At 71.7% G+C, this 23105-nt stretch carries 22 protein-coding genes; 7 read left to right on the top strand and 15 right to left on the bottom strand.

Going from position 1 to position 23105, the window contains the following annotated elements:
- Nucleotides 1-7 precede the first annotated feature (7 nt).
- Entirely contained in the window at nucleotides 8-187 is a 180-nt protein-coding gene (locus FLX08_RS27850; RefSeq protein ID WP_142622969.1) for a hypothetical protein, read from the bottom strand.
- Between the two features lie 261 nt (nucleotides 188-448).
- Between FLX08_RS27850 and FLX08_RS27845 the strand changes: the two genes are divergently transcribed.
- Nucleotides 449-1894 (top strand): chitinase, encoded by a 1446-nt coding sequence (locus tag FLX08_RS27845; protein WP_142622967.1) that lies wholly within the window; start codon nucleotides 449-451, stop codon nucleotides 1892-1894.
- 116 nt (nucleotides 1895-2010) lie between these two features.
- Here the strand turns inward: FLX08_RS27845 and FLX08_RS27840 are convergent, their stop codons facing one another.
- From FLX08_RS27840 to FLX08_RS27810, 7 genes are read right to left on the bottom strand one after another with little or no spacing between them, the layout of a single operon-like run.
- Nucleotides 2011-2922, bottom strand: coding sequence for a formylglycine-generating enzyme family protein (locus FLX08_RS27840; protein ID WP_208761702.1), 912 nt, complete (start codon nucleotides 2920-2922; stop codon nucleotides 2011-2013).
- A gap of 3 nt (nucleotides 2923-2925) precedes the next feature.
- Complete coding sequence (locus FLX08_RS27835; RefSeq protein ID WP_142622966.1) at nucleotides 2926-4359, bottom strand: sulfatase family protein; 1434 nt, start codon at nucleotides 4357-4359, stop codon at nucleotides 2926-2928.
- Nucleotides 4356-5825 carry a sulfatase family protein gene (locus tag FLX08_RS27830; protein WP_244312931.1) on the bottom strand — a complete coding sequence of 490 codons (1470 nt, stop codon included), beginning with the start codon at nucleotides 5823-5825 and terminating at the stop codon, nucleotides 4356-4358. Before FLX08_RS27830 ends, FLX08_RS27835 begins: the two co-directional genes overlap by 4 nt.
- An 8-nt stretch (nucleotides 5826-5833) precedes the next feature.
- A complete protein-coding gene (locus tag FLX08_RS27825; RefSeq protein ID WP_142622963.1) occupies nucleotides 5834-6829 on the bottom strand; it encodes an aliphatic sulfonate ABC transporter substrate-binding protein in 996 nt (331 codons plus the stop codon).
- Nucleotides 6826-7635, bottom strand: coding sequence for an ABC transporter ATP-binding protein (locus FLX08_RS27820; protein ID WP_142622960.1), 810 nt, complete (start codon nucleotides 7633-7635; stop codon nucleotides 6826-6828). Before FLX08_RS27820 ends, FLX08_RS27825 begins: the two co-directional genes overlap by 4 nt.
- Nucleotides 7632-8432 carry an ABC transporter permease gene (locus FLX08_RS27815; RefSeq protein WP_208761701.1) on the bottom strand — a complete coding sequence of 267 codons (801 nt, stop codon included), beginning with the start codon at nucleotides 8430-8432 and terminating at the stop codon, nucleotides 7632-7634. Before FLX08_RS27815 ends, FLX08_RS27820 begins: the two co-directional genes overlap by 4 nt.
- Complete coding sequence (locus FLX08_RS27810) at nucleotides 8432-9607, bottom strand: ROK family transcriptional regulator (RefSeq protein WP_208761700.1); 1176 nt, start codon at nucleotides 9605-9607, stop codon at nucleotides 8432-8434. The genes FLX08_RS27815 and FLX08_RS27810 overlap by 1 nt, the downstream gene beginning before the upstream one ends.
- A 221-nt stretch (nucleotides 9608-9828) precedes the next feature.
- Here FLX08_RS27810 and FLX08_RS27805 point away from each other — a divergent pair, with 221 nt between their 5' ends.
- From FLX08_RS27805 to FLX08_RS27785, 5 genes are all read left to right on the top strand, one after another.
- On the top strand, nucleotides 9829-12117 hold the full coding sequence (locus tag FLX08_RS27805; protein WP_208761699.1) for a glycoside hydrolase family 43 protein: 2289 nt from the start codon (nucleotides 9829-9831) through the stop codon (nucleotides 12115-12117).
- Between the two features lie 227 nt (nucleotides 12118-12344).
- Nucleotides 12345-12602: a hypothetical protein gene (locus tag FLX08_RS27800; protein WP_142622959.1), complete on the top strand. Its 258-nt coding sequence runs from the start codon at nucleotides 12345-12347 to the stop codon at nucleotides 12600-12602.
- A gap of 7 nt (nucleotides 12603-12609) precedes the next feature.
- Nucleotides 12610-12939 carry a hypothetical protein gene (locus FLX08_RS27795; protein WP_142622957.1) on the top strand — a complete coding sequence of 110 codons (330 nt, stop codon included), beginning with the start codon at nucleotides 12610-12612 and terminating at the stop codon, nucleotides 12937-12939.
- A 136-nt stretch (nucleotides 12940-13075) separates the two neighbouring features.
- Nucleotides 13076-13516 (top strand): hypothetical protein, encoded by a 441-nt coding sequence (locus FLX08_RS27790; RefSeq protein ID WP_142622955.1) that lies wholly within the window; start codon nucleotides 13076-13078, stop codon nucleotides 13514-13516.
- A gap of 169 nt (nucleotides 13517-13685) precedes the next feature.
- On the top strand, nucleotides 13686-14009 hold the full coding sequence (locus tag FLX08_RS27785) for a hypothetical protein (protein WP_142622953.1): 324 nt from the start codon (nucleotides 13686-13688) through the stop codon (nucleotides 14007-14009).
- A gap of 24 nt (nucleotides 14010-14033) precedes the next feature.
- Here the strand turns inward: FLX08_RS27785 and FLX08_RS27780 are convergent, their stop codons facing one another.
- The 4 genes from FLX08_RS27780 to FLX08_RS27765 all read right to left on the bottom strand — a co-directional run bounded on the left by FLX08_RS27780 (nucleotide 14034) and on the right by FLX08_RS27765 (nucleotide 18635).
- On the bottom strand, nucleotides 14034-14393 hold the full coding sequence (locus FLX08_RS27780; RefSeq protein ID WP_244312930.1) for an STAS domain-containing protein: 360 nt from the start codon (nucleotides 14391-14393) through the stop codon (nucleotides 14034-14036).
- Nucleotides 14383-15681: a PP2C family protein-serine/threonine phosphatase gene (locus FLX08_RS27775; protein ID WP_142622951.1), complete on the bottom strand. Its 1299-nt coding sequence runs from the start codon at nucleotides 15679-15681 to the stop codon at nucleotides 14383-14385. The genes FLX08_RS27780 and FLX08_RS27775 overlap by 11 nt, the downstream gene beginning before the upstream one ends.
- Nucleotides 15682-15873: 192 nt before the next feature.
- Nucleotides 15874-16890 carry a small ribosomal subunit Rsm22 family protein gene (locus tag FLX08_RS27770; RefSeq protein WP_244312929.1) on the bottom strand — a complete coding sequence of 339 codons (1017 nt, stop codon included), beginning with the start codon at nucleotides 16888-16890 and terminating at the stop codon, nucleotides 15874-15876.
- Nucleotides 16891-16895: 5 nt separating this feature from the next.
- On the bottom strand, nucleotides 16896-18635 hold the full coding sequence (locus FLX08_RS27765; protein ID WP_142622947.1) for a polysaccharide lyase family 8 super-sandwich domain-containing protein: 1740 nt from the start codon (nucleotides 18633-18635) through the stop codon (nucleotides 16896-16898).
- Between the two features lie 115 nt (nucleotides 18636-18750).
- Between FLX08_RS27765 and FLX08_RS27760 the strand changes: the two genes are divergently transcribed.
- Nucleotides 18751-19533, top strand: coding sequence for a hypothetical protein (locus tag FLX08_RS27760; protein ID WP_208761698.1), 783 nt, complete (start codon nucleotides 18751-18753; stop codon nucleotides 19531-19533).
- 40 nt (nucleotides 19534-19573) lie between these two features.
- Here the strand turns inward: FLX08_RS27760 and FLX08_RS27755 are convergent, their stop codons facing one another.
- The 3 genes from FLX08_RS27755 to FLX08_RS27745 are packed head-to-tail and all read right to left on the bottom strand — an operon-like array spanning nucleotide 19574 to nucleotide 23105.
- Nucleotides 19574-20575: a glycosyltransferase family 2 protein gene (locus tag FLX08_RS27755; protein ID WP_167530598.1), complete on the bottom strand. Its 1002-nt coding sequence runs from the start codon at nucleotides 20573-20575 to the stop codon at nucleotides 19574-19576.
- Complete coding sequence (locus tag FLX08_RS27750) at nucleotides 20572-21840, bottom strand: glycosyltransferase family 4 protein (RefSeq protein WP_142622943.1); 1269 nt, start codon at nucleotides 21838-21840, stop codon at nucleotides 20572-20574. The genes FLX08_RS27755 and FLX08_RS27750 overlap by 4 nt, the downstream gene beginning before the upstream one ends.
- Nucleotides 21837-23105 (bottom strand): lipopolysaccharide biosynthesis protein, encoded by a 1269-nt coding sequence (locus FLX08_RS27745; protein WP_208761697.1) that lies wholly within the window; start codon nucleotides 23103-23105, stop codon nucleotides 21837-21839. Before FLX08_RS27745 ends, FLX08_RS27750 begins: the two co-directional genes overlap by 4 nt.

Here is a 23105-nt window from a genome sequence, read left to right as displayed (position 1 = left end):
GGGGGTCTCACGCTCCGCCGTACAGACGGCCCAGGTCGACGAGCTCCACGTCGGGCCGTCTGTCGGCGAGGCGGAGCAGCGCGGGGGAGAACCCCGAACGCGCGAACAGGAGCAGCTTGGGCAGAGCGCCGACCTTCCCGCTGGGCAGCAGCCCGCGCAGGTGTTCCAGGCGCTCCAGCCGAGGCACGTCGAGCGGTGCCTCCGTGCACGTGGCCTCACCGTTCGCAGACGCCCAGGAAGTGATGATGGGCGCAACTACCATAGTTGCAGCTATCATTCCGGGCTCCATCACTTGGCTTCGGGTCTTGTACGGCCGTCTTTCCGGGGTTACGCTCGCGCCAAAACTATTAGGAAACTTTCCTAAGAAAGGGAAGGTCACGCGACCGGCCGTCGTGTCACCCGACGCCTTTTCGCGGACGCCGATCGGCACCCCGGAAGGACGGCATTGATGAGGAAACGGCTGCTCAGCGCGGTGTTGCTCGCGTTGGGCCTCTGTCTGGCAGGAGTCGGAGCCGGCCCCGCCCCCGCGTCGGCGGCGCCCGGCGCGGTGCTCGCCTACGCGGCCTGGGCGCCCAACACCTGGTATGCCGCGGGCTCGCGGGTGACCTACAACGGCACCGACTATGAGTGCATCCAGGGGCACACGTCGCTGACCGGGTGGGAACCGCCGATCGTCCCGGCGCTGTGGAAGCCGATCGGAAGCAGCGGCGGCGACACGACGGCCCCCGGTGTCCCGGGCAATCCGCGGGTGACCGGCACGACGTCGAGCAGCGTGTCGCTGGCGTGGAACGCCTCCACCGACAACGTCGGCGTCACCGGCTACCGCGTCTACGAGGGCACGGCCCAGCGGGCCCAGGTCACCGGCGCCACCGCGACGATCGGCTCGCTCGGCGTCTGCACCACCCACACCTACACCGTCAGGGCGTACAACTCCGCGGGCGAGTCGGCGGCGAGCGCGGCCGTCACCGGCACGACCACCGGGTGCTCCTCCGGCGGGGCGCTGCCCCGGCACATCCTCACCGGCTATTGGCACAACTTCGTCAACCCGGCCGTCGAGCTCAAGCTGTCGCAGGTGCCGCGCGACTACGACGTGGTCGCGATCGCGTTCGGAGAGGCGACCACCACGCCGGGCCAGGTGACGTTCGCCCTCGACTCGGGCCTGTCCGCCGCCGTCGGCGGATACACCGAGGCCCAGTTCAAGGCCGACGTGCAGGCGCTCAGGCAGCGCGGCCAGAAGGTCGTCCTCAGCGTCGGCGGCGAGGCCGGCCGTGTGCAGGTGGCGAGCCCGGGCGCGGCCACGGCGTTCGCGAACTCGGTCTACTCCATCATGCAGAGCTACGGGTTCGACGGCGTGGACATCGACCTGGAGAACGGCCTCAACGCCACCTACATGGCGCAGGCGCTGCGCGAGCTGCGGGCGAAGGCGGGCTCCGGGCTGATCATCATGATGGCCCCCCAGACGATCGACATGCAGTCGACCGGCATGGAGTATTTCAAGCTCGCGCTGAGCATCAAGGACATCCTCACCGTCGTCAACATGCAGTACTACAACTCCGGCACGATGCTCGGCTGCGACCAGAAGGTCTACGGCCAGGGGACGGTGGACTTCATGACCGCGCTGGCCTGCGTCCAGTTGCAGAACGGCCTGCGCCCCGACCAGGTCGCGCTCGGCCTGCCGGCCGGTCCCGGCGCGGCCGGCGGCGGCGTCGTCTCTCCCGGCACGGTCACCAACGCGCTGAACTGCCTGGCGCGGCGCACCGGCTGCGGGTCGTTCGTCCCCGCGCAGGCCTACCCCGACATCCGGGGCGCGATGACCTGGTCGATCAACTGGGACGCCGCGAACAACTGGAACTTCTCCAGGACCGTCAAGCCGTTCCTCGCCACGCTCCCCTGAACCACGCTCCCCTGAACCCACTGGACCCCTGAACCCACTGGACCCCTGAACCGCCGGACGCCCCGCCCCCAGCCGTTCTCCCCGCGCCAGCGCGGAGCGGGGTGCGGGGCGTCCGGTCACAGCGCGACGGTGCGGAACCCGGCGTTGGCCATGGAGGAGTCGGGGGTGTTCGACGACCGCGCCGAGTTGCGGTAGCGGTTGCAGTAGGAGTCGTGGCACAGGAACGAGCCGCCGCGCAGCACCCGGGCCCTGCCGCGCAGCGGGCCGCGCGGGTTGTCCGAAGGCGAGTAGACGTAGTAGTCGGGCGCGTACCAGTCCGCGCACCACTCCCAGACGTTCCCCACCGTCTGCCACAGCCCGTACGCGTTCGGCGCGAACGTGCGCACCGGGGCGGTCGTGAGATAGCCGTCGTCCAGGGTGTTCTCGGTGGGGAAGAGGCCCTGCCAGATGTTCACCCGCCACTCGTCCCGCGGGAGGTCGTTCCCCCACGGATAGCGAGCGCCGTCGAGGCCGCCCCGGGATGCGTACTCCCACTCGGCCTCCGTGGGCAGCCGCCGGCCCGCCCACGAGCAGTAGGCCATCGCGTCGTTCCAGCTCACGTGGACCACCGGGTGGTCGGGCTCGGCCTGCGACAGCCGCCCGGCGGGGTGCCGCCAGTCGGCGCCGCGCACGCCCACCCACCAGGGGGTGCCGGGCACCGGCCCCATCACGTCGTCGGGGTGGGCGCGCATCGCCAGGTGGAAGACGGCGGAGAAGCCGTACTCCTCCGCCTCGGTGCGGTAGCCGGTCGCGTCGGCGAAGGCGGCGAAGTCCGCGACCGTCACGGTCGTGGCGTCGATCGAGAACGGCGCGACGGTGACCGGGTGCACGGGCCCCTCGCCGTCGCCGGGGTTGCCGTCGCCGGTGGCGTCGCCCATCCGGAACTCACCGCCGGGCAGGCGCACCTGCTCGACCGCATGCCGCCCCTCTGCGGTGAAGCGGACGGGCTCCTGGGGCTGTCCCGGCGTGGCGGGCGTGCAGCAGGACATCAGTCAGACACCCGTGTTTTCCAGCAACCGGGGGATCGGCTGGCTGGGGTGCGGCTCGTCGCCGAGGGCCGCCTGGGCGTGCCACATGCGCACCTTCATCTCCTCGCGGATCTCCCGGTAGGCCGGGTCGTCGTAGACGTTGCGCAGCTCCTCCGGGTCGGCCTCCAGGTCGTAGAGCTCCCACTCACCCGGGTAGGTGAACGCGCCCGTGCCGGGGATGCCCATGCCGTCGTTGTAGAAATAAATGATCTTGTAGCGGGACGTCCGGTAGCCGTAGTGGGCCGGCGCCTTGTGGAAGACGTCGTCGTGCTCCCAGTAGCGGTAGTACATGCCCTCCGCGGGCGGCGGGCCCGGCTCGCCGGTCAGGTCGGCGAGGAAGCTGCGGCCCTGCATCCGGGGGTGGTGCGGCACGCCGGCGGCGTCCAGCACGGTCTGCGCGAAGTCGACGTTCGTGACGATCCCGGTGTGCACCTGGCCGGCCGGGATGCGCCGCGGATAGCTCAGCACGAGCGGCATCCGCAGCGACTCCTCGTACATGAACCGCTTGTCGAACCAGCCGTGGTCGCCCAGGAAGAAGCCCTGGTCGGAGCAGTACATCAGCAGCGTGTCGTCGAAGTCGCCGCGCTCGCGCAGCCAGTCGACCACCCGGCCGACGTTGTCGTCCACCGACGCGACGACGGCCAGGTAGTCCTCCATGTAGCGCTGGTATTTCCACAGCGCCAGCTCCTCGTACGACAGCCCCTCGGGCGGGTCCTGCTTGAGGTCCTCGGCGTTGAGATGCTCCGCGATCCGCATGGCGGCCCGCCGCGCCGACGACGAGCGGGTGGCGTAGTCGTCGCCGAACGTCGACGGCACCGGGATGGGGTCGGTGTACATCCCCGCGTGCTTGTCGTCCGGCTCCCAGGGGCGGTGCGGCGCCTTGTGGTAGATCAGCAGGCAGTAGGGATCGTCGCCGTCGAGCGAGCCGGCCCAGCTCAGCGCCATGTCGGTGATGAGGTCGGTGGCGTAGCCGGGGACGGTCCGCAGGCCGTCCTCCGACAGGAACGACGGGTCGAAATACTCCCCCTGCTCGATCAGCACGTCCCAGTAGTCGAACCCCTGGGGGTTGTGCCCCGGGCCGTCCCCCATGTGCCACTTGCCGATGATCGCCGTGCGATATCCGGCCGCCTTCAACTGGCTCACGAACGTAGGCTGCGCCGCGTCGATCGGCGTGACCAGCGTCGAGACGCCGTTCACGTGCGAATACGTGCCGGTCAGGATGCTGGCCCGGCTCGGCGAGCACAGCGCGTTCGTCGCGAAGCAGTTGTCGAACCGGACGCCGAGGTCCGCGATCTCGTCGATCCGCGGCGTCCGGTTGACGACCGAGCCGTACGCGCCGACCGCGTGCGACGCGTGGTCGTCGGTCAGGATCATGACGATGTTCGGACGCCTGCTCATCGGTAGGTCGCCTCGTCCAGCCCGCTCAACGTGGGGTCGTAGGACACGTCGCCGACGTCGTACATCGAGGTCATCCAGTGGTAGAAGTTGTCGCCCCGGTCGCGCAGCACCTGGTAGAGCCGCCGCATCAGCCGTCCGCGCACCTCCGCCATCTCGGGGTGGTTGTAGACGTTGAGCAGCTCGTCCGGGTCGGTGAACAGGTCGTACAGCTCGTTGGTCGAGTCGGGGTTGACGACCAGCTTGTAGCGGTCGGTCCTGATCATCCGCTGCGGGTACGGGAAGTGGTGCCCGTGGAACTCGCAGACGATGTCCTGCTCCCACGGCACCTCGCCGGTGGAGGCCAGCGGCACGAGGCTGCGCGAGTCGACCGCCGGAGCGGGGTCGATCCCGGCCAGCTCCAGGATCGTCGCCGTGCAGTCCAGCAGGCTGACGAACTCGGTGCGGACTACCCCGGGCTCCTGGCCGGGGATCCGCAGCAGGCCGGGCGTGCGGTAGATGTCCTCGTACATCGCCGGGCCCTTGTCGTGCAGCCGGTGGGCGCCGGTGAACTCGCCGTGGTCGCAGGTGAAGAACACGGCCGTGTCGTCGTTCAGGCCGAGGCGCCGCATGGCGTCCATGACCCGGCCGATCTCCATGTCGATGAGCGCGACGTAGCCCCAGTAGACCGCGATGAGCTTGCGCGTCACCTCCAGCGGCATGGTGTCGAACGTCCAGTGCGCGCTGTAGTTGGCCTGCACCGGCGGCTTGCCGGCGAAGGTCTCCGCGATCGACGTGGGCAGCTCGACCAGCTCCGGGTCGAACATGTCGAAATACTCGTCCGGCACGATGTACGGCAGGTGCGGCCCGAAGAAGTTGAGCTGCAGGAAGAACGGCTTCGGCTCGGCGGCGTACCGCTCCAGCATCTCGATCGCCCGGGTGGCGAGGTAGTGCTCGAAGGTCGCCTCGACCGGCTGGCGCAGCCGCGCGGCGAGCAGGTTGCCCGGCCCGCCGTTCGGCAGCGTCCCCCGGATGCGGTCGTGGATCTCGTACGGCGGCAGGTCGTTGGCCTTGAGATAGTCCAGGTAGTCGGGGTGGTCCACGGGGTTGTGCCACCCCGGCAGGTCGGGCCCGTCGAACCCGAAGTCGGCCGCCCGCCGGTGGTGCCCGACGTGCCACTTGCCGATGAGCCCGCAGTTGTAGCCGGCGTCGCGCAGCGCCGTGGAGAACGCCCACTGGTCGCCCGGCAGGTCCTCGATGTAGCCGACGTTCCTCTCGTGGTTGGCGAGCAGCTTGTGCCGGAACGGCGCCTGCCCGGTGAGCAGGCTCGCCCGCGCCGGCGTGCAGATCGCGGTGGGGGTGTACCAGCGGTCGAATCGCGTCCCGGTCCGGGCCAGCTCGTCCAGCACCGGGGTGGCGGCGAGGCGGTTGCCGTACGCGCCCAGGGTGTCGGCCCGGTGCTGGTCGGTCATCAGGAACAGGACGTTCACCGGACTCGTCATTGGGCGGCGCCCGTGAACAGATCGCCGGTGTAGTACGTCTTCGGGTCGACGGCCGAGGGCAGCTTGCCCGCGCCGACGAAGTAGTCGCCCATCCCGCTGAGCCACTTCTCGATCGTCCCGTCCTTGGTGTAGCCGTCCAGGTCGGACAGCGACAGCACCTTGGAGTTCGCGGCGTCGGCCTTGACCTGGTCGGCGGGCAGCTTCAGCATCTCGGCGGTCGCGGCCACGGTCTCGTCGAGGTGCTCGCTGCGATATTGGATGGCGTCACGCAGCACGCCGATGACCTTCCCGGTCTTGTCCTTCTCCTTGGCGACGACGTCGTTGCCGGCGACGAACGCGGTCGGGAACGACACGGTGTCGGCGAAGTCCTCGTTCTTGGCCAGCTCGACCAGGTCGGGCACGGTCTTCTTGATCGTGGAGATGGCGGGATACCAGAAGCCGGCCGCGTCGATCTGCTTGGAGGTGAACGCCGACACGATGGTGGACGCGTCCATCGGGACGATCTTCACGTCGTCCTTGGTCAGCCCGGCCTTCTTCAGCGCGAGGGTGAGGATCATGTCGCCGGAGGTGCCCTCGGGCACGCCGATCGTCTTGCCCTTCAACTGGTCCATCGACGTGATGCCGGCCTGGGCGATGACGCGGTCGGCGTTGCCGAGCGTGTTCAGCGCGACGACCTTGGCCTTGCCGGACGCGGGCAGCCACATGGCGCCGGGGCCGATGTAGCCGAAGTCGAGGTCGCCGGTGCCCAGCGCCTGGATCTGCAGCGGGCCGTTGGTGAACACGCTGACCTTGGCGTCGAGGCCGTGCTTCTTCCACAGGCCCTGCTTGTCGGCGACGGCGAGCAGGCTCGCGCCGTTGAAGTCGGCGATGTAACCGAAGTTCACGTGGGTGGCGCCGGCGGCGCCGCCCGATCCGGCGGAGTCGTCCGACCCGCAGGCCGCCGCCGACAGTGCCACGACGACCGCCGCGGCGGCCAGGAGGGTCTTCTTCATTGCGCGGGCTCCTTGATCTGCCGCTGGTGGTACACCGCATGCCAGACGCGGTTGCGCAGCGCCCCGAACTCGGGGCTCAGCCGCATGTCCTCGTCGCGCGGATAGGGGAGATCGACGTCGATGACCTCGGCGATGCGGCCCGGCCTGGCGGCCATGACGACCACCCGGTTGGCGAGGAACACCGCCTCGTCGACGTCGTGGGTGATGAACATGACCGTCCGCCGTTCCTTGCTCCAGGTCTCCAGGAGCTGCTCCTGGAGGCGCACCCGGGTCAGCGCGTCCAGGGCGCCGAAGGGCTCGTCCATGAGCAGGATCGACGGGTTCACCGCGTACGCGCGGGCGATGGCGCAGCGCTGCTTCATGCCGCCCGACAGCGTCTTGGGCAGCGCGTCGGCGAACTGCTCCAGGCCGACCAGGCGGATGAAGTGCTCGGCCCGCTCCCGCCGCTCCGCCTTGGGGACCTTGGCGGTGCGCATGCCGAACTCGACGTTCTCGCGGACGGTCAGCCACGGGAACAACGCGTACTGCTGGAAGATGACGCCGCGCTCGGGGCCGGGGCCGGTGACCGGCTTCCCGTCCACCAGCGCGGTGCCGCCGGTGGGCTGCTCCAGCCCGGCGAGGATGTTGAGCAGCGTGCTCTTGCCGCAGCCGGAGGGGCCGACGACGGTCACGAACTCGTTGTCGGCGATGTCCAGCGAGACGCCGCCGAGCGCGACGAACGGCTCCTTCCCCACCGGGAAGACCTTCTGGACGTCGCGTACGGAAATCTTCGGTGCGATCTCGCGTGTGCTCTCGGGAGTGCTCATCGGTTCTCCTGCCAGGCCGTCAGCTTGTTGCCGGCGATCATGAGCAGCCGGTCCATGATCAGGCCGAGGACCCCGATCGCGATGATGCCGACGAAGATCGTCGGAAGGTCGTAGTAGAGCTGCGCGCTCTGCATCCGGTGGCCGAGCCCGGCCTGCGCGGCCAGGAGCTCGGCGGCCACCAGCGTGCCCCAGGCCGAGCCGAGCCCGACCCGCATGCCCACGAGGATGAACGGCGTCGAGGCCGGCACCACGACGCGGCCGAAGATGGTCCCGTCGCTCGCGCCGAGCACCCGCGCGGCGTTGATCAGCGTCTTGTCCACGTTCACCACGCCCTGGTAGGTGGAGATGACGCAGGACAGGAACGCCGCCAGGAAGATGACGAAGATCTTGGGGCTCTCGCCGATGCCCATCAGCACGAGCACCAGGGGCAGCATCGCCAGCGGCGGGATCGTGCGGAAGAACTGGATCCACGGCTCGAACAGGCCGCGGGCCACCGTGTACCACCCCATGACGAAGCCGACGATCACCGCCGCGACCGAGCCGAGGGCGAACCCGGCCAGCACGCGCCCGAGCGAGGCGCCGACGTCGGTGGCGAGCGTGCCGTCCAGGGTCATCTTCCATGCGGCCGAGACGACCTCGACGGGAGTGGGGAACTGGAGCCCGGCCAGGGACAGCCCCCACCAGATCGCGATCCCGGCCACGATCGAGATGATGTTGAGGACCAGGAAGGTCCGGTTCTTGCGCGGCCGGGCGGGGGCGTTGCCGTCCCTCGTGGCGCCCGCACTGGTCACGGCCACTATCGGCCTCCGTCCGTCGTGACGTTCGCTTCGTATCCGGCGAGCAGCGGGGACTCGTGGAACAGGGCCGCGATGGCCCCGCGCGCCCCTCCGTCGTCCGAGAGCAGGGCGGGGCGGATCACCGGCGCCGCGTCGGTGCGCCACGACAGCTCGTAGGTGACCGTGTCGGCGACCTGGCGCAGCAGGGCCGGAGCGACCCGGATGATCTCGCCGCCGAGCACGATCTCGTCGGGATTGAGTGTCATGGCCGCCGTGCCGAGCACCCGGCCGACCGCCGTGCCGGCCTCGCGGAGCACCTGGTCGACCGTCGGATGGGCGATCTCCACCGCGGCCTTCAGGTCGTCGAGCGTGTCCACGGGCACGCCGAGCTCGCGGCACCGCCCGAGGATCGCCGGCACCGACGCCACAGTCTCCACGCACCCGTTCTTGCCGCAGCGGCACCGCGCGCCGCCGGGGACGGCGGTCACGTGGCCGAGCTCCCCCGCGTAGCCGTTGGCGCCCTTGACGAGCTGCCCGCCGACCACCAGGCCGCCGCCCACCCCGTCGGAAAGACGCAGGTAGATGAGGTCGCGTACGGAGTCGGACTGGGCGTGCAGGGCCTCGGCCAGCCCGGCGAAGCGCACGTTGTTGTCCACGATCACGCCGGCGTGGAAGCGGGTGGCGAACACCTCCGCCACACCGTCGGCGCTCGAACGGTCGCCCCAGCCCGGCACGCCGACGGCGATCGCCTGGAGCGCGCCGTAGTGGACGCCGGTGTCGGCGCTCAGCCGGTCGATCAGCGCGAGCCCGGCGTCGAGACGCTCGGGCCACTGCGCCGACTCCTCATAGCGGGCGGTCCCGGACGCGATGATGTCGTGCGCGGCGTCGGCCACCAGGACGTTCACGCGGCGGTGGCCGAAGTCGACCCCCATGTACTGGCCGGAGGCCGGGTCGAGCGCGAGCCGCTCGGCCGGCCGGCCGCTGCCCACGCGTTCCACGGCGTCGGTGTCGACGACGCGGATGGCCCCGCGGCCGAGGAGGTCGCTGGTGATCTCCGAGACCGTGGTGCGTGACAGGCCGACCCGGGCCGCGATCTCGTTGCGGCTCTGTGCGCCGTTCTGGCGGAGCACGCGCAGCACCCGCTCCTCATGGGAGCGGCGCACGAGGGCATGCACGCCGTTGGGGGTCGTTGACACGCTGGCAACCTAAGGTTCGTCCGTTTTTTACGTCAACCATCCGACAAAAAGAATCGGTAAATCTGCCCGGGAGCCTGACGAAACCCTCTGACCAGCGCGGACACCTCCCCGACACGCACCCAGGCATCCTGCCGCACCCGCTTGACGCTCCTGAGGCCGGTGGGGCACGGGATTCTGACGGCGTCTCGACGGAAAAATTTGGCCTGTCTACCGTGCTCGCCGTGAGACAACTGGTGATCGGAGCCTTACTCCTCGCGTCCTCCGTGGCCGTGACGCCCCCCGCCCAGGCAGCACCCGTACAGACGTCGCCCGTGCAGGCGGTGCCGGACCCGGCCTACACCAACCCCGTGAGCGCCGGGACGGTGCAGACCTTCCCCGACCCCACGATGATCCGCGGCAAAGACGGCCTCTGGTACGCCTACGGCACCACGAACCCCATCGACGGGAAGACCGAGCACATCCTGCCGATGCTCACGTCCCCCGACATGGTCCACTGGACGTACGCGGGAGACGTCTACACCGCGGCCGACCACCCCGCGTGGTGGCCGAACGGCACGCGTCCCTGGGCGCCGGACATCCGCTATGTGAACGGCGCCTACCACCTGACGTACGCGCTCTCCACGGGCGGAGTCGGGCTCGCGACCGGCCCGCACCCGACCGGGCCCTGGACCGACCACGGCATGATCGTCCCCGCTGGCGGCAGCGGCTGCCCGACGGGCAACATCGACCAGGCCATGTTCACCGACGTCAACGGCGACAGCTACCTCTACTGGGGCAGCTACGACACGATCTGCGGCGCGAGGATGAACACCGAGGCGACCGCGGTCACCGGCCCGGTCACGCAGATCGCCCGCGGACGCCGCATGGAGGGCGCCTTCGTCGTCCGGCACGACGACAGGTACTACCTGTTCTACTCCGACGCCGGGTGCTGCGACGGCGCGTTCAGCGGCTACACGGTCAAGGCCGGCCGCGCCGACAGCCCGCTCGGGCCGTTCACCACCCCGACCGGCGTCGACCTGATGGACCTGACCAGCAAGGACGGCATCGTCCTCGCGGCCGGCGGCAACGGCTGGGCCGGCCCCGGCCACAACGCCGTCCAGACCGACCTCAGCGGACAGGACTGGCTCGTCTATCACGCGATCGCCTCGTCGGCCCCCGAGTTCGGGCCGGTCACGACGACCTGGGGCACGACGATCAGCAACCTGAGCCGGCGTCCCCTCATGATCGACCGGCTCGACTGGATCGACGGCTGGCCGGTCGTACGGGCCGGGGCCGGGCCGTCCACCGGGGCGCAGCCCGCGCCGGTCACCACCTGGACCGTGGGCGGCACGTTCAACGAGGGCACGGCCGGGTGGACCGGGCCGTGGAAGCCGGCCTCCGACCCCGACTCACTCGGCCACCTCACCGGCAAGGGCTCGACCAGCGAGCTCAGCGACGACCGGGTCCGGGGCGACGTCCGCGTGGAGGCCGACCTGCGGCTGCGCGAGGGCGGCAGCGCCGCCGGGCTCGTCGTCACCCGCGAGAACGGCGCGAAGGACATCACCGCGTGGCTCGACCGCGAGCGCGGCGAGCTCGTCGTCACGGCCAAGGCGCGCGGCAGGACGACGACGGCGAGCGGCCCGTTGCCGTCCTCGTTCGACTACGGCTCCTGGCACAACGTCGCCGCCGAGCGGCGTGGGAACGCCCTGACCGTGTCGGTGTCGGCCGACCGGCTCGGCGACCCGGTGGCGAGCGTCTCCCTGACGCTGCCCGAGGGCGCCCCCACGTCCGGCGCCATCGGCGTGACCACCCGCGGCGCGGCCGACGCCGACAACGTGGGCGCCGCGCCGCTCTACCGGCCGGTGACCGAGCGGGTGCCCGATCCCGTCCTCGGCAGGCAACTCCCGGCGTACTCCGACGAGTTCGACGGCACCGGCTCGCCCACCGGCTGGACGAAGGTCCGCAACCCGTCGGCCACCCTGTCGAACGGCTCCCTGGTCTGGCCGACCCAGAACGCCGAGCTGTTCCAGGGCAACAACACCGCGTCGATCCTGCTCCGCGACGCGCCGCAGGGCGACTTCGCCGTCGAGACGAAGCTCACCTTCGACGGCACGAAGGGCAACCAGCAGGCCGGTCTGCTGCTGTACGAGAACGACGACCGGTGGCTGAAGCTGACGCACACCGTCCTGCCCCTCAACCAGGGCAACGGCGCGGTGCTGCACCAGACCGAGTTCGGCAAAGAGGGCCCGCGCCCCGGCACCACCCCGCCCACCGCGGTCGCCAACGCGCCCATGTTCGGCGGCCCGGCCGCGGAGACCACCTGGCTGCGGCTGCTCTACCACCACGACCAGGAGAACGGCGAGCACGACGTCCGGATGGCGTCGAGCACCGACGGCGCCCACTGGATCTGGGGCGGCAGCTGGTCGCTCCCGCGCACCGGGCCGGTGAGGATCGGCCTGATCTCGATGAACGCGGCGGGCGCCACCGCGACGTTCGACTACCTGCGGACCTACGAGGTGACCAGCCGATAACCGGCGACCGGCCGCACCTTCACCCGAGGGGCGGCCGGTCCATGTCCGCTCAATGCCCGGGGAATGACCCGCTGCGATTTCCGCCGGTGCCGGGACGCGGGCCCGCGAGCGGGGTAGGAGGCACGTCGATGCCGATCATCCACACCCTCACGCGATCCCCCGGCGCCCTTCGCCGACGGCCCGCGCCGGCCCTGGCCCTTGCACTGGCACTTGCTCTGGTTGCGCCGATGGACGCGTACGCCTCCGGCGGCGACGGCAACGGGAACCGCTCGGCCGTACGCGTGGGCAACGGCTCGGACAACCGCAACCTGGTGACGATCGGCAGCACCCGCCTGCGTGGCGCCCTCCACCAGTTCTCGTCGGGCGTGGGCGGGGTCAGCAGCGTGCAGGGCGGCCTGTGCCGGCCGCGCGGCCGGTTCTGCACGCTGTCGCAGCACATCGGCTCCCGCGGCCCGGCGGACGACGAGTCCGAGCGCGGGCGGTGAGCCGCTGATGCGCGGCGGTCTCGCCCTGGTGGCGGCCACGACGGCCACAGCGGTGATGACGGCGGCGCTCGCCGCGCATGCGACGGTCGCTCACGCCGCGGCCGGCCAGACGGCTGGGAGCGGCGACCGCAACGGCAACACCGCCGGCGTCCGCGTCGGCAACGGGATCCGCAACGTCAGCCAGCTGACGGTGGGCAGCGCGCGGAACGGGTCCGGCATCCAGCAGAAGACGATCGGCGTCGGCGGCGTGGCGAACGGGCAGAGCATCATCTGCCGCCGAGGGGCGCGCCTCTGCAAGCTGACCCAGCGAATGCGGGGGTCGCTCCAGGAGGGCTAGTCGGAAGATCTTTCCGTTGGGAGGTCCTAATCCTCCTTCAGCGACCGCGACGGGCGCGTGCTTGCGGGGTAGATGCCCGGCAGATCCGCACACGGACGGATCTGTTCGACGGTCACCGGGGAAGGCACAGGAGAACATGGCTCCTCACAGGGCTCGTCGCAGGGCTTATCTCAGGCCTCATCTCAGGCCTCACGACACGAGGCGGCACGCGCTCGCCGGCCCGGCGGCGCGGCTGCTGGCGCTGACCGCGCTCGCGGTCGCCGGCGCCGGCGTCGCGCTCTCCCCGCTGCTCTCCCCCGCCGACGCGGCGGCCATCCGGGGACGGGGCGGTGGCGACGGGAACGGCGCCAATTCGAGGTACGTGTTCAACAACGGCCAGAACAACCTGAACTCCCTGCTCGTCGGCAGCGCGCGGAACGCGACGGGCGCTCAGCAGGTCATCTCCGGCGTGGACGCGTCGGTGAACACGCAGGCGTCCAGCTGCAGGCGCCGGCCCGGCTGCAAGGGCGCCCAGAACATGCGAGGCCACATGCAGAGCTCCCCCAGGACGAGCGGCACGGTGATCATCGGACGCTGACGGATCATCGGACGCTGATCAGCCGAGAACATGGCGGGACACGGACCCGCGAAGACGCCGGCCGGACCGGGCCGGACGCTACGGTGTGACGAGATTCCGTGCGGACAGACGGGCGGACGGACGGGCGAGCAGACGGGCGAGCGGACGGACGGGCGGACGGGTGGTGGCGATGCTCCTTTCACGCGGCGCATCTGGGCGTGTCCCGCTGTTCGCCGTCGTCCTCGTCGCGGCCGCCGCCGCGCAGGTCCTGCTCACCGCTCCCGCGTACGCGCGGGCCGGGCGGGGGGACGGGGACGGCCCGACCTCCGTCGGGAACGGCACGCGCAACCGCAACATCGTCAACCTGCAGAGCCCCACGCGCAATCGCGGCCACCAGCACACGGAGGCCAGCACCGCGGGTGGGGCGACCAACGTGGAGGACGGTTTCTGCCGCCGGACCAGGAACTGCGACATCAAGCAGAACATCGTCGTCGCCGTCGCCGGGCCCCTGTAGCCCGCACGCTCATCTGCTCAGCGCTCATTTACTCAGCGCGCGTACGGCCTCTTCCGGGCTGTCGTACAAGGACAGCAGCTGGTCGAGGCCCATGATCTGGAAGACCCGGGCGATGTCGGAGTGCAGACCGGCCAGGAGCAGGGCGGCGCCCGCGTCGGCGGCGCGCTGGTGGGCCGCGACCAGTGTGGCGATGCCGGTGGAGTCGCAGAAGGTCAGGTCGGACAGGTCGACGACCAGGTCGGCGCCGGGGCCGAACTCGACCTCCTCCAGGGCCGCCCGTAGGCGTGGGGTGGTGTGATGGTCCAGGTCACCGGCCACGACCAGCAGGCGCGGCCCGGAGGTGGGCGACTGGAGGCTGACGGTCAGACCGTTGTCATGCTGCACCGAGACTCCCGGAGGACGGCGTTCGAGTTGCGGGTGGTACGGAGAGGGCGAGGACCGCGGTGTCGTCCGACACCCCCGAGCCCAGTTCCGTGATCAGGTCGTGCACGGCGGTCAGGAGATCGTCGGCGCTCGTGGGCCCGGCGGCGGCGAGATAGGCGGTCAGCCCGTCCTCGTCGAGCATCGAGCCGGACGGCGTCCGCGCCTCGGTGAGACCGTCGGTGTAGAGCAGCAGCGCGTCACCGGCGTTCAGCCGCGCGCTCACCTGGGCGAAGCGGGGATTGCGCAGGATGCCGATCAGCTGCCCCCCGACGGGGTGGATGGGCTCGACGGCGCCGTTCGCCCGCACCGCCAGCGCCGGGGGATGACCCCCGGTGGCGAGCGTGACGCCGAACCCGTCGCCGTCGGGCTGCAGGACGCCGAAGACCGCCGTGCAGTAGGGCGCCGGGGCCTCGCCGCCCGCGTGCTCCTGTTGCAGGACCGCGTCGAGATTGGCCAGCACCGCGTGCGGGTCGGCGTCGTAGACGGCCGCGGCGCGCAGGGTGTAGCGGACCAGTGAGGTCAGCGCGGCGGCGTCGGCGCCCTTGCCGCAGACGTCGCCGAGGAAGAACCCCCACCGACCGCCGTCCAGGGGGAACAGGTCGTAGAAGTCGCCGCCCACCTCGTCGGCCGAGACGGGGTGATAGGCGGCGGCCGCGCGCAGGCCGGGCACCCGGGGCAGCGCCGGCGGGAGCAGGGTGCGCTGGAGGGTGCGGGCCAGCCGCTCCGCGCTCGCGCGCAGCTCCCTTTCGACCTCGACCGTGTGCTGCGTGGCCAGCCGCGCCTCCAGCTCGTCCATGACGAGGCCGGCCAGGTCGCGCAGGCAGGCGAGCTCCTCGTCGCCGGCCTCACGGGGGCGGACGTCCATGACGTTGACGCTGCCCAGCGCCTCACCGTCGGGCGTCGTGATCGGCGCGGCGGCGTAGAAGCGGATGCCCGGCTCACCGTGCACCGCCGGATCTCCGGCCGCGTGAGGGTGCAGCCACGCGTCCTCGACCACGTACGGGCCGCCGTGCCGTACGGCCGCGGCGCACAGGCTCTCGACGAGGCCGCGGCGCGGTGGCAGCCCATGCGCGGCGATGACGCGGACCGTGTCGTCGCCGACGATCGTCACGGTGGCGAAGGGAGCGCGGAAGATCCGCGCGGCCAGGGCGGCCACCCGGTCGAACGCGGCGCCGGAGGAGGTCTTCAGGGCCGCGTAGCGGCGTACGGCCGCGAGGCGGCTCGCCTCCGCGGGAGAGGCGGGCGACATCGGTCTGCCGGACGCTTCGTCGACGGTGCTGACGTCGAGCTCCTTCCGTCACACCGGGCCGGGGCCCTGGAAGTCCCGCCTGCCCGGTGCGTGATTCGCCCCATCCTACGAAACGGTCGAACTGGTGCTTGCCTGGCCTGACGGGGGCTTGTCCGACCTGACGGAGGCTTCCCTAACCTTACGGGGGCCTCCCTAACCTGCCGGGCTCGTGCTTTCCCGATCGGCCGGCCAGGCGTCGCCCCAGACGGCGTCGCGCGCCTCGCGGTAGGTCTCGCCCTGCCGTTTGGACACCGGGCGGTCGGCCAGCCCGTCCTCGGCCGTGCACAGGCGCAGCGTCACCAGCCCCTTGCGCTTGAGGGGGTGGCGGAGGATCCGGCTCTCCGCTCGCGGCCACGGCCGGGCCGACGCCGCGACATAGGAGAACTTCTCGTCTTCGAAGCTCAGCGTGCCGTCCTTGATCCGCCGGTGCAGGGCGGTGCGGTTGAGCCGGACCGCGAAGTGACACCAGTCCTGGCCGGGGCGGATCGGGCACTCGCCGTCGTGCGGGCACGGGGCGACCACGTGCAGGCCCGACGCGGCCAGCAGCCGCCGGGCCGCCGCGATCCGGACATATCCGGCGGGCGTGCCCGGCTCGACGATCACGAGCATGCCCGATCCCCGGGCCGCTCCTCGTGCCAGGGAACCGATCACGTCCTCCTGGACGGCGGGCGACAGCTCGCCGAGCACGTAGGACATCGTGACCAGGTCGGCCGCCGGCGCGGGCGCGTCCCGGTCGACGAACGCCTGCTGCCAGCGCGCCTCGCGTACGGCCGCGGCGGGCGCGTGACCGGCCAGCCGGCGTCCGAAGGCGATGGCGGAGGGTGACTGCTCAAGCACGGTGGCCGTGCGCAGCGTCGGCCAGACCGCGCTCGCGGCCCACAGCGCGCTGCCCGTGCCGCCGCCGACGTCCATCTGCGTCTCGGGCACGAACCCGGGGGCCAGCAGGGCGACCTGACGCAGCGCGGCGCGCACGGCGCTGTAGGTCGCCGGCATGCGATAACCGGCGTACGCCGCGACCGCGGCCTCCGAGCTCAGCGCGGGCACGCTGCGGTCGAAGCCCTCCCGATACTGGCGGATGAGCGTCTGCACGCTCCGCGTCAGCTCGGTCGTCGGGAAGCGGCCCAGCGACGCTTCGAGCGCGTCGTCCAGGTCGTCGGGCAGGGTGGACACGGCGTTCATGATGACACGGCGTTCAATGACATGGCGTTCGATGACATGGCGTTCCCGCAGCCCCGCACGGTGATGGTGCAGGAGGCGCCCTCGTGATCGGCCAGGCCGGCGAACGTGAGCGTGAGCCGGGCGCCGGTCTCCGCACGCTCCAGGAGCGGGTGCCCGTGCGTGACCGCCGCCACCGGCCGGTCCCACGTCACCGCCAGCTCGTCGAGAGCGCGCCGGGGGTCGGCCACCGTCACCGTGGCCGTGCCGTCGCCGAGGTCGCGCACGAGGACCGCGCACGGATCGGAGGCCGTCAGGCCGCCCGCGCGTCCCCCGGCCCGTCCGCCCGTCCAGAAGTTGACCGCGGTGACGCCCAGCGACGCGACCTCGATCCCCTGCTGCGCCGAGGTGTTGGCGAGCACCCGGGCCCAGCCGGGATCGGCGGCGCGGGCGGCGGTCTCGGCCGGGCCTGCCCCCGGCATGAGGTGGTAGACGTAATCGGCCCCGTCAGGGTCCACACCGTGGTCGAGCCACAGCGTCGTGTAGGCCCGGGTGACCCCCGCGGCCGTGCGGTCCTCGCGCAGCGTGCGCAACGGCTGACCGGCGGGCACGACGTAACCGCCGTGGCCGTCCAGGTGCGCCCATCCGGCCGCCGCGGTGAGCCGGGCGCCGGTCCTGCGGTTGTCCACGACGGTCTCGACCGGCACACCGTCGCGGCAGGTGATGCCCGCGCCGAGGCAGACCACCGCGTCGTCGAGGAAGAACCACGACGTGAACGCCTCCAGCGTGCTCTCCAGGCCGTAGAGGTGCTGGCCCACGGCGGCGTACGTGCCGTCGGTCGCGCCGCCCGCCCATTCGGCCGGCGTGCGGGTGTCGCCCCACGCGCCGCCCGCGCCGTCGGGCAGCCTCCGGGTGGAGACCGTCGTCCCCGGCAGCCGGTAGGGGTCCACGGTGGGCCAGAAGGCGTCGGAGTAGTGGTCGCCGTGCCCGCGCGCCCACCAGTAGAGCATTCCCGAGCCGGTGTGCCAGCCGTCGCGGTGGAAGCCGTCGCCCTCGGCGACGTAGGGGAACACCGGGGAGAGCGCGGAGACCGCGAGCGCGGCACGGTCGGGGTCGGCCCCGGCGATGGCCCGCAGCAGCGTCACCGTGCACAGATCGACCCGGTTCGCCCCGGTGCTGTTGCCCTCGTAGTCGTCCAGGCGGCTTTCCGGGACGAAGGCGTCCACCGCCGCGCACAGCGCCGAGACCTGGGTGTCCGTCAGGTGCGCGGCCGCCAGCACGGCCGCGTCGAGCAGCGCCCTGGGCGTCCCGATCTGCCAGTCCCACCAGTTGCCCGTCTGCTCGGCGTCCGCGGCGTACACGTGCCGCACGTAGTGCTCGATGCCCGCGGCGACCGCCGTGCCGAGGCCCGGCTCCGCGGTCAGGCCGGTGCCCGGCAGCGCGTACGCGCGGGCCATCGCCCGCAGCCGGGCCGGAGTGGCGTCGAGCGAGGGGAAGGGCAGGTCGGGCCAGAGTGATCGGGCAGTGGGCGTCATCGTGTCGCGGTGCCGGCGCGCCTGCGCGCCCAGCCGCGCCAGCCGGGTCCGGTACGGCTCCCGCTCGGGGTCGAACGCCCCGGGGTGGCCGAGCGTGACCTCGCGCCAGCGGCGGCGCAGCAGGGTGAGGGTCCCGGCGTCGGCCTTCCGGCGGGGAACGCAGGCGGCGGTCAGCACGGCGAGCCCGCCGAGCTGGAGAAATAATCGCCGGGAAGGTCGGTTCACGCGTAGATTATCCGCGCGCTTCCCCTCTTTCATCGATCTTCCGCACGACTCTATGGGAGCGCTCCCAAATGACGTACCTTACTTCTGCCGTTGTCACCGGGAAAAGGAGCGCGTCGTGCGACGACTGTTACCCGTGGTGTCCTCCTGTCTGGCCCTGCTGCTGCCGCTGACGGCCGCGTCGGCCGCCTCCGCGTCCCCGGCACACGGGCCGGACACCTGCGCGAAGGGCGGCACGCTGTTCTGCGAGGACTTCCAGTCGCTGCCCGTCGGCGGCGCGGCGAGCCTCAAGTGGGGCGTCGACACCAAGCACGGCACGCTGACGGTGGAGCGCGGCCCCCGCGGCCAGAAGATGCTGCACGTCCACACCGAGGGCAACGGCCGGGCGTTCCTCAAGGTGGACGACTTCGCCCCGCCCGGCAACGGCTTCTACGGCCGTCTGCGGCTGCGCGTCAAGGCGTTCCCCACCGCCCCCAACTGGGCCCACTACACGCTGGTCGAGGCCACCGGCGCGGGTCCGGAGATCGTCCGGCCACTCGGCGGCCAGTGGGTCCCCACGCTGGGCAAGGACCTGTGGGGCGTCGGCGCGGACGGCGGCCCGACGGGCGACTGGACCAACTGGCGCGAGTCGGCCCCGTCGCGGGCGGACGTGTGGCAGTGCGTCGAGTGGCGGATGGACCCCGCCGACAACGCGATCTCGCTCTGGTTCGACGGCGTGCCCAAGCCCGACCTCACCGTGTCGACCCACGACCACGGCGGCAACGACGTCGACTTCGTCTTCCCCCGCTTCGACACCGTGAAGATCGGCTGGCAGCTCTACCAGCCGAACCCCTCCCCCGCGGCGTACGACCTCTGGGTGGACGACATCGCCCTGAGCAGCAAGCGCGTCGGCTGCGCCTGACGTCTCACGCGGCCCGTCACCCGGCCCGTCACCCGGCCCGTCACGCGACCTGCCGGGAATCGCGCGGGCCGGTCAGCAGGCGCAGCGAGCCCGCGGCCAGGCCCGCGACGAGCACCACGTGGACGACCAGGTGGACGGCCATGAAATAGACGGCGAAGACCGGCCCCCGCTGCCGCCGGACGAACCCGACCAGCTCCGGATCGGCGAGGACGAACCCGGCCACGAACACGGCCGGGACGGCGAGCAGCAGGGGACGGAACAGCCCGAACGGCACGCTCAGCAGCACCAGCCCCAGCCCGGCCAGGGCGAGCCCGCACGACAGGATGCCCGCCGGGCTGTTGGCGTGCTCCGGCTTGGCCGCCCCGCGCCGGGTCGTGGTCAGCGCGAGCGGGATCAGCGGCAGGGCCCGCCGCCACTGCTCGCCGAGGATCGGCAGCAGGCGGCTGCCGTCGTCGTGGCGGCCCACGACCGTGTCGGTCAGCACGATCCTGCTGCGTACGGCGAGCCTGCTGCTGTATTCGACGTCCTCGCAGTCGCGCAGCCGCTCGTCGAGCCTGCCCACGGCCTGCAGCACGTCGCGGCGGACGGCGGCGAGGGCGAACACCACGCTGTTGACCTCCCCCAGGTGGCGGCGGCGCCAGTGCACCGCATGGAGGATGCGATACCACTCGACCGGCCCGTCGTCGATCAGCGGCACGGTGTCGTAGACCCCGTGGACGCAGCCGACCTCGGGATCGTGCTCCAGGATCTCCATCGCGTTCGCCACGGCGTCGGGCCGCAGCGCCACGTCGGAGTCGAGGAAGAAGACCACGTCGCCCGTGGTGGCGTCGATCCCGGCGTTCCTGGCGGCCGACACGCCCCGGTTCTCCGGCAGCCGCACGACCCGGCAGCCCAGCTCCTCGGCGATCTCCGCCGAGCCGTCGGTGCAGGCGTCGTCCACCACGACGATCTCGCCGGGCAGGCGGGTCTGCGCCAGCACCGACTCCAGGCACAACCGCAGCGTCCTGGCCGCGTTGTAGCACGGCACGACCAGCGAGATCATCGCCGCATCCCCTCCGTCGAGAGCACCCTCGCGTAGACGGCGAGCGTTTCCTCGGCGGCGCGGCTCCAGCTCAGCGTCTCGCGCACCAGCCGCTCGCCCCGCTCGGCCAGGGCGCGGCGCAGCGCCGGATCGGTCATAACCTCGATCACCCCGTCGGCGATGTCGCGGGGATCGGCCGCCCGCACGAACCGTACGGCGGGCCGCTCGGGGTCGCCGAGGAAGATCCGGGAGAAGCCGTCACCGAGGATCACCGGCCGGGCCAGGGCCATCGCCTCGGTCGCCACCAGCCCGAACGGCTCGAAGAGCGAGGGGAACACGCAGGCGTCGGCCATCGCGTAGTAGTCCGGCAGCGCCCGCCCGTCCACGAAGCCGCCGGAGGTGAGCACCCGGCCGCCGAGCCCGGTCTCTTCGACGATCCGCGCGACGCCCGCCTCGTCGCCCTCCCCCACGAGCACCAGGCGCAGCCCCGGCACGGCGGGCGCGATGTCGCGCATGGCGTCGAGCAGCGGATAGATCCCCTTCTGCCGTTCGAGGCGGCCGACGAACAGCAGCACCGGATCGTCCTCGGCGATGCCGAGCCGGGCGCGCAGATCCGCGGCGCCGAGACGGAGCTTGTCGCGGTCGAACGCGGGATCGGCGACCACCCGCTCGTACGTGCCGCCGAGGCGGACGACGTCGATGGGCGAGTGGTCCCAGCCCGCCTCCAGCAGTTGCTCGCGCACCTCCGGCGTGGCGACCACGACCCGCCGGGAGATCCGCGCCAGCCACCGCTCCAGCGCGGCGAACAAGTTGAGCGGGTCGGTGATGCTGCGCTGGGGGGCGACGCCGTATTCGGTGGTGTGGACGTGGAACACGACCGGCAGCCGCAGCACGTAGTGGCACAGCAGGCCGCACAGGAAGTTCGTCGAGTCGTGCACGGCGACGAGATCGGGCCGCCGGCCGGGACGCAGCCGCCGCAGGAGCAGGAAGTAGCGCCAGTTGCTCGACACCACGGTCAGCGCGAGCAGGAGGAACTCCACGCCCCGCGTCCGGTTGAGCCGCCGGCGGCGGGCGATCGCCCCGGCCAGCAGCCCGAGCACCCGCCCGCGCGGCCGGTAGACGCCGATGCGGCCGGCCCGCTCCCACACGGGCAGACGGCCGTCGTTCAGCGTGAAGACCGCCATCTCGTGGTCGCGGGCCAGGTGGGGGGCGATCAGCTCGGCATAGCGGCCGAGCCCCGCCGTGATGTTGGGCGGGAACTGGTTGATGACGTGGGCGATCCTCACCCGCGCACCTCCAATGCGCCGGCCGGCCGATAGAGCCGGGCGGAGACGGCCGTCACGACGGCCACGAGGACGAGATTGCTCAGGGCGAAGGCCACCAGCCCGCCGACCAGCCCCTGCCAGGCGATGAGCGCCGCCTGACAGGCGAGCGCGAGCGGCGTCCCGGCCAGCAGGCAGCCGATGAGCACCCTGGCCCCCCGCACCCCGTCCATGGTCAGGGCGACCTGCTGGAGGTTGAACACCGTGTGCGCGCCGATCCCGAGCGCCGACAGCGCCATCAGGCCCAGCGCGTACGGATACTCGCTCCCCATGAGCAGGAAGAAGACCGTGCTCGCCGCGAACGAGAACACGGCGGTCGCCGCGAACACCGCCGGAGCGAGCCGGGCGATCCGCCGCATCACGGCGGGTTTGTCCAATGTCGCCAGCGTGGGCAGCAGCACCAGGCCGATCCCGTCGGTGAACACCACGCCGAGCAGCCGCTTGGGGAAGCCGTTGTAGACGGAGTAGACGCCCACGTCGGCCCGGGGCGCCCAGTGGTTGAGGAAGATCACGTCCACCCCGAACACCACCGCCGTGAGCGCGGCGATGGCGGTGACGTACGCGCCGTGCCGGTAGAGCGAGCGGGCCAGCGCCCACGACCATGACCGGGGCACGACCTCGAACCCGGCGACCGAGACCAGGGCGAAGACCAGGTTGGTGCCGATCAGCGCGACCAGGTAGGGCTCGGCGTCCCGCACGCCGAAGACCAGCAGGCAGCACGCGGCGGCGCCCAGATAGACGACGGCCACGGCGAGCTTGAGCCCGGCGACGAGGCGGAACCTCTTCAGCCCGCGCAGGAAGCTCTCGGTGAGCTGGTTGAGCGTCATCGACAACGCCAGCGCCAGCGCGAAGGCGAGCGTGCGGGCGTCCACGCCGAGCGCGGCGGTCAGCAGCGGAGCGGCGGCGAGACCCACGGCGAACACCGCCGCGCCCAGCACGAGCGTGGCCAGCAGCGCCGTCGTCACCAGGGCGGGCCGCGCCCCCGGCTCGGCCCGCGGCAGCTCCTGGAACATGACGTAGTTGAGGCTGGTCAGCATGCCGACGGTGACGATCAGCGCGATCGACAGGACGACGGTGAACTGGCCGAACGCCGCGGCGCCGATCCCTCGCGCGATGACGAGCGTGGTCGCGGCGGCCGTGCCGCTGGCCACGGTGCTCACCAGCGTGGGCCCCGCGGCCCAGCGGTGGGCGGCCAGCAGCCCGGCCGCCCGGTCCGTCAGCGCGCCCAC

Source organism: Microbispora hainanensis, from assembly GCF_006874475.1.
Taxonomy (GTDB): domain Bacteria; phylum Actinomycetota; class Actinomycetes; order Streptosporangiales; family Streptosporangiaceae; genus Microbispora; species Microbispora hainanensis.
The sequence above is the reverse complement of the archived record's forward strand: the minus strand, read 5'-3'. Positions and strand labels throughout refer to the sequence as shown.